The following is an 8,296-nucleotide window of genomic DNA, read 5'->3' as shown; positions in this document are numbered from 1 at the left end:
AAAAACGGTTCTGTGAAAGTGACACGAACCGATCTCCATCGATGTTACTCACCGATCTCCTTCACGGTAATACGCAACTGCCATTCTTCAGATGATAAAGACGTCATCGCAATTGATGGAAAAACGCTCCGGCACTCTTATGACAAGAGTCGCCGCAGGGGAGCGATTCATGTCATTAGTGCGTTCTCAACAATGCACAGTCTGGTCATCGGACAGATCAAGACGGATGAGAAATCTAATGAGATTACAGCTATCCCAGAACTTCTTAACATGCTGGATATTAAAGGAAAAATCATCACAACTGATGCGATGGGTTGCCAGAAAGATATTGCAGAGAAGATACAAAAACAGGGAGGTGATTATTTATTCGCGGTAAAAGGAAACCAGGGGCGGCTAAATAAAGCCTTTGAGGAAAAATTTCCGCTGAAAGAATTAAATAATCCAGAGCATGACAGTTACGCAATTAGTGAAAAGAGTCACGGCAGAGAAGAAACCCGTCTTCATATTGTTTGCGATGTCCCTGATGAGCTTATTGATTTCACGTTTGAATAGAAAGGGCAGCTATGGTTAGAAACTACCTGACGTCAGTCCTTGCGGGGAGCAGGCTTTCGTAAATTTGTCCTGCTACAACAGGATTAACTTCACAAATATCATTTCTCAACGTCTACACTTACTCCTGTAAACCGTTCAGGAGCAGTAATGAATCAGCAACGATTTGATGACAGCACCCTAATCCGTATCTTCGCGCTTCATGAGTTATATCGACTGAAAGAACATGGCTTAACGCGCGGGGCGCTTCTCGATTATCACAGCCGCTATAAACTCGTCTTTCTGGCGCATTCTCAGCCGGAATACCGCAAACTTGGCCCGTTTGTGGCTGATATTCATCGGTGGCAAAATCTGGATGACTATTACAACCAGTACCGCCAACGCGTAATCGTTTTACTTTCTCACCCCGCCAACACGCGCGATCACACCAACGTTTTGATGCACGTTCAGGGTTATTTTCGCCCACATATTGATTCCACAGAACGCCAGCAGCTGGCTGCGCTTATCGACAGTTATCGCCGTGGCGAGCAACCGCTTCTTGCGCCGCTGATGCGTATCAAACACTATATGGCGCTTTATCCTGACGCCTGGCTTTCAGGGCAGCGTTATTTCGAACTTTGGCCGCGTGTGATTAACTTGCGCCATTCAGGAGTTTTATGACTACCCATCTGGTCTGGTTTCGCCAGGATTTACGTCTGCATGATAATCTCGCGCTTGCTGCCGCCTGCCGCAATTCGTCTGCACGCGTGCTGGCGCTGTATATCGCTACACCACGCCAGTGGGAGACGCATAACATGTCGCCGCGTCAGGCTGAACTTATCAATGCTCAACTGAATGGGCTACAAATAGCGCTTGCGGAAAAAGGTATTCCTTTATTGTTCCGTGAAGTGGATGACTTTGTCGCCAGTGTCGAAATAGTTAAACAGGTGTGCGCGGAAAACAGCGTTACCCACCTGTTTTATAACTATCAGTATGAAGTGAATGAGCGGGCGCGGGATGTGGAAGTTGAAAGAGCGCTGCGTAACGTGGTGTGTGAAGGATTTGATGACAGCGTGATCCTGCCGCCTGGCGCGGTGATGACCGGCAATCACGAGATGTACAAAGTCTTTACGCCTTTTAAGAATGCCTGGCTGAAACGGCTGCGGGAAGGGATGCCGGAGTGCGTCGCTGCACCAAAAGTTCGTAGTAGCGGATCGATAGAGCCCTCGCCATCCATTACGCTGAATTATCCTCGTCAGTCTTTCGATACTGCGCATTTTCCGGTGGAAGAAAAAGCGGCGATTGCGCAATTACGCCAGTTTTGCCAGAACGGTGCCGGAGATTATGAGCAACAACGAGATTTTCCGGCAGTGGAAGGCACCAGCCGTTTGTCGGCCAGCCTGGCAACGGGCGGGTTATCGCCTCGCCAGTGCTTGCATCGCTTGTTGGCTGAACAGCCGCAGGCGCTGGACGGTGGGGCCGGTAGTGTCTGGCTTAGTGAGCTGATCTGGCGCGAGTTCTACCGTCATCTGATGACGTATTACCCCTCGTTGTGTAAACATCGTCCATTTATTGCCTGGACGGATCGTGTGCAGTGGCAAAGCAATCCCGCACATTTACAGGCCTGGCAGAAAGGCAAAACGGGATACCCGATTGTTGATGCCGCTATGCGTCAGCTTAACAGCACTGGCTGGATGCATAACCGGCTACGGATGATTACAGCCAGTTTTCTGGTGAAAGATTTGTTGATCGACTGGCGCGAAGGCGAGCGATATTTCATGTCGCAGCTGATTGATGGTGATTTGGCAGCTAATAACGGTGGCTGGCAGTGGGCGGCTTCTACGGGTACTGATGCTGCGCCGTATTTTCGTATTTTCAATCCGATAACTCAGGGCGAGAAATTTGACCGTGAGGGCGAGTTTATTCGTCGATGGTTACCGGAGCTGCGCGATGTACCAGGGAAAGCGGTGCATGAGCCGTGGAAGTGGGCGCAGAAAGCAGGTGTGAAGCTGGATTATCCGCAACCGATAGTTGATCACAAAGAGGCAAGGCTGCGAACGCTGGCAGCGTACGAAGAAGCGAGGAAAGGAGCCTGATAAAACGCAGCGAGCGTTTTATCAGGTATGGTGCTGGCCTATTATGACTCCAGCGCCAGCGCGCGGTTTCTGAATTTCAGCGCCTGATACAGCCAAATCATCAGTACCAGTCCTACACACGCCAGTGCGCCCCAGGTAATTTGATCAAATACTTCAATATATGCATTGATGGAGTAGTTGATCGCCCCGGAAGCATCAAACGAAGCCTGCGATGTCTGATCGGCAATCACGCCCGCCAGATAGTTCGCGATCGCGCCAGAAAGCAGCATGTAGATGCCGGTTAATACGCCGGTCACGCCCGGAATTTCAATGCGCGTAATTTGCGACATGGCAACCGGGTCGATAAACAGTTCCGCAAAGCCCATCACCGCCAGGCCTAATACCATCAGTGGCAGAGAAGAGTGACCATACATTGCGGACCAGCGGGCGCTTAAGGTCAGAATGCAGAACCCGGCGCTCATCAGGCCGAGACCAAGAGCAAATTTTCCCCAGATGCGCACGGTACGATTACCTGCGACGCTTTCTTTAACCACCCACGCCAGGAACACACCGCACAGCATAACTGCGAAGGCATTAATCGACTGGAACATAGCAGTCGGAACGGTATAACCAAACATATCGCGGTTAACGAAGCGGTCGATATAAAGGCTAATCGAGCTGCCGCCCTGTTGTGCGAAGGCCCAGAACAACATACTGAAGAAGGTGAGCGTCACAATCAGCCCCAGCTCCTTACGCTGTTTCTGGTTTTCTGCTTTGCGATAAATTTTTGCCAGTACACCCAGGCCAATAATAGTCGCGACAATTAAGGCGTATACCGACCACTCTTTCCAGAACAATACGGTAATCAGCGCAGGCGTTGCCACCAGCAGAACCAGCAGCCATCCCCAGTTAGGCAGGAGAAAGTTTGTCGCACGCAGTACTTTTTTATTAACGCCGCGGGTATGAGTGAAATGACGATTGCCACATAAGAAAATGACCAGACCCGCGATCATGCCAACCGCCGCCAGGCCAAAGCCCATCGCCCAGCTGTACTCTTCCTGGGCGTAACCACAGGCGATAGGTGCGATAATAGACCCCACGTTACCCGCCGCATACATCAGCGAGAAACCGCCATCACGACGCGGATCGGTTGGCTCATACAGCTCGCCGAGCAGGCAACTGACATTGGATTTAAACAGACCATAGCCACAAACGATTATCGCCAGGGACAGATAGAGGAATGACGGATGGATCTCACTGGCACCCAACACCACATGACCGATCGCCATCAATAACGCCCCCAGCATCACCGCCATGCGATTGCCGAGAACTTTATCCGCCAAAAAGCCACCGAGGATTGGCGTGACATACACCAGCGAACAGTAGGCGCTAAATAACTCGTAGGCGTGAGTATCGTTGTATTTTAGTTGATTGGTGAGATAGAGAATCAGCAGGGCACGCATGCCGTAAAAGCTAAAATATTCCCAGATTTGCAGCGCAACGACATAGTAAATAGCGCGCGGCTGTGATGCGTGTTTATTCATAATAATTCCACAATTGACGGCAACGTCACGTAATAGTTGCGCGGCGTGCTTGTGTTTCCTTAAAGTTAAAACTTTGATACAGATCTGATTATTTATGCAATATGCTGTCTGATTGCATAAATATACATTAGCTGAAGCGTGATGATATAAACAATTTGCGTCTTTTGGCGTCGGGTTTGTTTCTTAATATGTCAAAAGATTGGCTATCGACGAACTGGCGAGGTAACGCTATGTTAACGGTGTAGCTATCAGAATACGGAAGGCGCGAAGATGAAAAACACCGAACTGGAACAACTGATTAACGAAAAACTGAACAGCGCGGCGATTAGTGATTACGCGCCGAATGGTTTGCAGGTGGAAGGCAAAGAGACGGTGCAAAAAATTGTTACCGGTGTCACCGCCAGCCAGGCTTTGCTCGATGAGGCAGTGCGTCTGGGCGCGGATGCGGTCATTGTGCATCATGGCTACTTCTGGAAAGGAGAGTCTCCGGTCATTCGCGGAATGAAGCGTAACCGTTTAAAAACGTTGCTGGCGAATGATATCAACCTGTATGGCTGGCATTTGCCGCTTGACGCACATCCTGAGCTGGGCAATAACGCACAGCTGGCGGCGTTACTGGGGATCACGGTCATGGGCGAAATTGAGCCGTTGGTGCCGTGGGGAGAGCTGACCATGCCTGTGCCGGGACTGGAACTAGCCTCCTGGATTGAAGCGCGTCTGGGACGTAAGCCGTTATGGTGTGGCGATACCGGACCTGAGGTGGTCCAGCGCGTCGCCTGGTGCACGGGCGGCGGGCAAAGTTTTATCGATAGCGCCGCGCGTTTTGGCGTGGATGCTTTTATTACTGGCGAAGTTTCTGAACAGACCATTCATTCAGCCCGCGAGCAGGGATTGCATTTTTATGCTGCAGGTCACCATGCCACTGAACGTGGTGGTATTCGCGCATTGAGCGAGTGGCTGAATGAAAATACCGATCTTGATGTGACCTTTATTGATATTCCTAATCCTGCATAACGAATAATCAGAGGGATCGAAAGTGCAACGAGCGCGTTGTTATCTGATAGGTGAAACGGCGGTAGTGCTGGAACTGGAACCGCCGGTGACGCTGGCTAGCCAGAAACGGATCTGGCGACTGGCGCAGCGTCTGGTGGATATGCCGAATGTGGTTGAAGCCATTCCCGGCATGAACAATATTACGGTGATTTTGCGTAATCCTGAGTCGCTGGCGCTGGATGCCATAGAGCGTTTGCAACGCTGGTGGGAGGAGAGCGAGGCCCTGGAACCTGAGTCTCGCTTTATTGAAATTCCGGTGGTTTACGGTGGTGCAGGCGGACCGGATTTGGCGGTGGTCGCGGCGCATTGCGGGTTGAGCGAAAAACAGGTTGTTGAATTGCACTCCTCCGTGGAATACGTGGTCTGGTTTTTAGGTTTTCAACCGGGCTTCCCGTATCTCGGGAGTTTGCCGGAACAACTACACACGCCACGGCGCGCTGAACCGCGCTTACTCGTTCCGGCAGGTTCTGTCGGGATCGGCGGGCCGCAGACTGGTGTTTATCCGCTGGCAACGCCGGGTGGCTGGCAGTTGATTGGTCATACCTCACTCAGCCTGTTTGATCCGGCGCGTGACGAACCCATCTTATTACGTCCGGGAGACAGCGTGCGCTTTGTACCGCAGAAGGAGGGAGTATGCTGAAGATTATTCGTGCGGGCATGTATACCACTGTGCAGGATGGCGGTCGTCACGGTTTTCGCCAGTCGGGTATCAGCCACTGCGGCGCACTGGATATGCCCGCGTTACGCATTGCTAACCTACTGGTGGGTAATGACGCCAATGCCCCCGCGCTGGAGATCACGCTCGGTCAGTTAACTGTTGAGTTCGAAACTGATGGGTGGTTTGCTCTGACGGGTGCCGGTTGCGAAGCGCGGCTGGATGATAATGCCGTCTGGACCGGCTGGCGATTGCCGATGAAAGCAGGCCAGCGTTTAACGCTTAAACGCCCGCAGCACGGGATGCGCAGTTATCTGGCGGTCGCGGGTGGTATTGATGTTCCGCCGGTAATGGGGTCATGCAGCACCGATCTCAAAGTGGGGATTGGCGGGCTGGAAGGCCGTTTACTGAAGGATGGTGACCGACTCCCGATTGGCAAAGCGAAGCGTGATTTTATGGAAGCGCAGGGCGTTAAACAGCTGCTGTGGGGCAACCGCATTCGCGCCTTGCCGGGGCCGGAATATCATGAGTTCGATCGTGCCTCGCAGGATGCATTCTGGCGTTCGCCCTGGCAGCTTAGCTCGCAAAGTAACCGCATGGGCTATCGCTTACAGGGGCAAATTTTAAAACGCACCACCGATCGCGAACTGTTATCTCACGGTTTGTTACCGGGCGTGGTGCAGGTGCCACATAACGGGCAGCCGATTGTGTTGATGAACGACGCACAGACCACCGGTGGTTACCCGCGTATTGCCTGCATCATTGAGGCTGATATGTACCATCTTGCGCAAATTCCGCTCGGTCAGCCGATTCATTTTGTCCAGTGTTCACTGGAAGAGGCACTGAAAGCGCGGCAAGATCAGCAACGTTATTTTGAACAATTAGCGTGGCGGCTGCACAATGAAAATTGACCTGAACGCCGATCTGGGCGAAGGCTGCGCCAGCGACGCAGAGCTATTAACGCTGGTTTCCTCTGCCAATATTGCCTGTGGATTTCATGCAGGCGATGCGCAAACCATGCAGGCTTGCGTGCGTGAAGCAATAAAAAATGGTGTTGCAATTGGCGCTCACCCGAGTTTTCCCGACAGGGAAAATTTTGGTCGCAGCGCCATGCAGTTGCCGCCAGAAACCGTTTACGCCCAGACGCTGTATCAAATTGGCGCGCTGGCAACGATTGCCCGTGCGCAAGGCGGCGTAATGCGTCATGTCAAACCGCACGGCATGTTGTACAACCAGGCGGCGAAAGAAGCACAACTGGCAGACGCCATCGCCAGAGCGGTATACGCTTGCGATCCGGCATTGATTCTCGTTGGGCTGGCAGGAAGCGAGCTGATTCGTGCAGGCAAGCAATATGGCCTGACAACGCGCGAGGAAGTGTTTGCCGATCGCGGTTATCAGGCTGACGGCTCGCTGGTGCCGCGAAGTCAGCCAGGCGCGTTGATTGAAAACGAAGAACAGGCGCTGGCGCAAACGCTAGAGATGGTGCAACACGGCAGAGTCAAAAGTATCACCGGCGAATGGGCAACGGTCACGGCGCAAACAGTCTGCCTGCATGGCGACGGCGAGCACGCACTGGCGTTCGCCCGCCGACTACGCTCTACATTTGCCGAAAAGGAGATTGTTGTCGCAGCATAACCCCGATTAATAAAGAATGAAAAAAGGATATCACCATGCCTGAAGGCCCGGAGATCCGCCGTGCAGCGGATAACCTGGAGGCGGCGATCAAAGGCAAACCACTAACTGATGTCTGGTTTGCCTTCCCGCAGTTAAAAACTTATCAATCACAACTTATCGGTCAACACGTTACCCATGTGGAAACGCGTGGTAAGGCGTTGTTAACTCATTTTTCCAACGACTTAACGCTCTACAGCCATAATCAGCTTTACGGCGTCTGGCGCGTGGTTGATACCGGCGAAGAGCCGCAGACCACGCGAGTATTGCGGGTAAAACTGCAAACGGCTGACAAAACCATTCTGCTTTATAGCGCCTCGGATATTGAGATGTTGAGGCCGGAACAACTGACCACGCATCCGTTTTTACAACGCGTTGGTCCCGATGTGCTGGATCCGAATCTGACGCCGGAGGTGGTAAAGGAACGGTTATTGTCACCGCGCTTTCGTAACCGTCAGTTTGCAGGATTACTGCTCGATCAGGCGTTTCTGGCTGGGCTTGGCAATTATTTGCGGGTGGAGATCCTCTGGCAGGTTGGGTTGACTGGAAATCATAAAGCGAAAGATCTCAATGCGGCGCAACTGGATGCACTCGCACACGCGTTACTGGAGATTCCTCGGTTTTCTTACGCTACGCGGGGGCAGGTGGATGAGAATAAGCATCATGGGGCGCTGTTTCGCTTTAAGGTTTTTCATCGTGATGGCGAACTGTGCGAACGCTGTGGCGGCATCATTGAGAAAACCACGTTGTCCTCGCGCCCGTTTTACTGG

The 8,296-nt window shown here is 52.2% G+C and carries 8 protein-coding genes and 1 pseudogene; 8 read left to right on the top strand and 1 reads right to left on the bottom strand.

Annotated features, from left to right (window positions below):
- Positions 1-69: 69 nt before the first annotated feature.
- The 3 genes and pseudogenes from QZF50_RS21335 to phrB all read left to right on the top strand — a co-directional run.
- Positions 70-549: pseudogene (locus QZF50_RS21335) on the top strand (ISAs1 family transposase); the annotation flags it as partial.
- 150 nt (positions 550-699) lie between these two features.
- Positions 700-1,209: a YbgA family protein gene (locus QZF50_RS21330; RefSeq protein ID WP_001076014.1), complete on the top strand. Its 510-nt coding sequence runs from the start codon at positions 700-702 to the stop codon at positions 1,207-1,209.
- Positions 1,206-2,624, top strand: a complete 1,419-nt coding sequence (phrB, locus tag QZF50_RS21325; protein ID WP_000207157.1) for a deoxyribodipyrimidine photo-lyase — start codon at positions 1,206-1,208, stop codon at positions 2,622-2,624. The genes QZF50_RS21330 and phrB overlap by 4 nt, the downstream gene beginning before the upstream one ends.
- Before the next feature lie 41 nt (positions 2,625-2,665).
- Here phrB and dtpD read toward each other — a convergent pair whose 3' ends face one another.
- Entirely contained in the window at positions 2,666-4,147 is a 1,482-nt protein-coding gene (dtpD, locus tag QZF50_RS21320) for a dipeptide permease DtpD (protein WP_001032694.1), read from the bottom strand.
- 270 nt (positions 4,148-4,417) lie between these two features.
- Here dtpD and ybgI point away from each other — a divergent pair, with 270 nt between their 5' ends.
- The 5 genes from ybgI to nei form a co-directional block, all read left to right on the top strand.
- On the top strand, positions 4,418-5,161 hold the full coding sequence (gene ybgI / locus QZF50_RS21315; RefSeq protein ID WP_000798871.1) for a radiation resistance protein YbgI: 744 nt from the start codon (positions 4,418-4,420) through the stop codon (positions 5,159-5,161).
- A 22-nt stretch (positions 5,162-5,183) separates the two neighbouring features.
- Entirely contained in the window at positions 5,184-5,840 is a 657-nt protein-coding gene (gene pxpB, locus QZF50_RS21310) for a 5-oxoprolinase subunit PxpB (RefSeq protein ID WP_001188343.1), read from the top strand.
- Positions 5,834-6,766 carry a 5-oxoprolinase subunit PxpC gene (gene pxpC, locus QZF50_RS21305; protein ID WP_000912716.1) on the top strand — a complete coding sequence of 311 codons (933 nt, stop codon included), beginning with the start codon at positions 5,834-5,836 and terminating at the stop codon, positions 6,764-6,766. Before pxpB ends, pxpC begins: the two co-directional genes overlap by 7 nt.
- A complete protein-coding gene (pxpA, locus tag QZF50_RS21300) occupies positions 6,756-7,490 on the top strand; it encodes a 5-oxoprolinase subunit PxpA (RefSeq protein ID WP_000687130.1) in 735 nt (244 codons plus the stop codon). The genes pxpC and pxpA overlap by 11 nt, the downstream gene beginning before the upstream one ends.
- A 35-nt stretch (positions 7,491-7,525) precedes the next feature.
- Positions 7,526-8,296 (top strand): endonuclease VIII (gene nei / locus QZF50_RS21295; protein WP_290388983.1); only part of this gene is annotated, 771 nt, incomplete at its 3' end.

The sequence above is a fragment of the uncultured Escherichia sp. genome, assembly GCF_948475835.1.
Lineage (GTDB): Bacteria > Pseudomonadota > Gammaproteobacteria > Enterobacterales > Enterobacteriaceae > ECMA0423.
The sequence above is the reverse complement of the archived record's forward strand: the minus strand, read 5'-3'. Positions and strand labels throughout refer to the sequence as shown.

Bases quoted from the DNA above. Each gene is read 5' to 3' on its own strand.
- QZF50_RS21330 (WP_001076014.1), top strand. From the start codon at position 700: ATGAATCAGCAACGATTTGATGACAGCACCCTAATCCGTATCTTCGCG.
- phrB (WP_000207157.1), top strand. From the start codon at position 1,206: ATGACTACCCATCTGGTCTGGTTTCGCCAGGATTTACGTCTGCATGAT.
- dtpD (WP_001032694.1), bottom strand. From the start codon at position 4,147: ATGAATAAACACGCATCACAGCCGCGCGCTATTTACTATGTCGTTGCG.
- ybgI (WP_000798871.1), top strand. From the start codon at position 4,418: ATGAAAAACACCGAACTGGAACAACTGATTAACGAAAAACTGAACAGC.
- pxpC (WP_000912716.1), top strand. From the start codon at position 5,834: ATGCTGAAGATTATTCGTGCGGGCATGTATACCACTGTGCAGGATGGC.
- pxpA (WP_000687130.1), top strand. From the start codon at position 6,756: ATGAAAATTGACCTGAACGCCGATCTGGGCGAAGGCTGCGCCAGCGAC.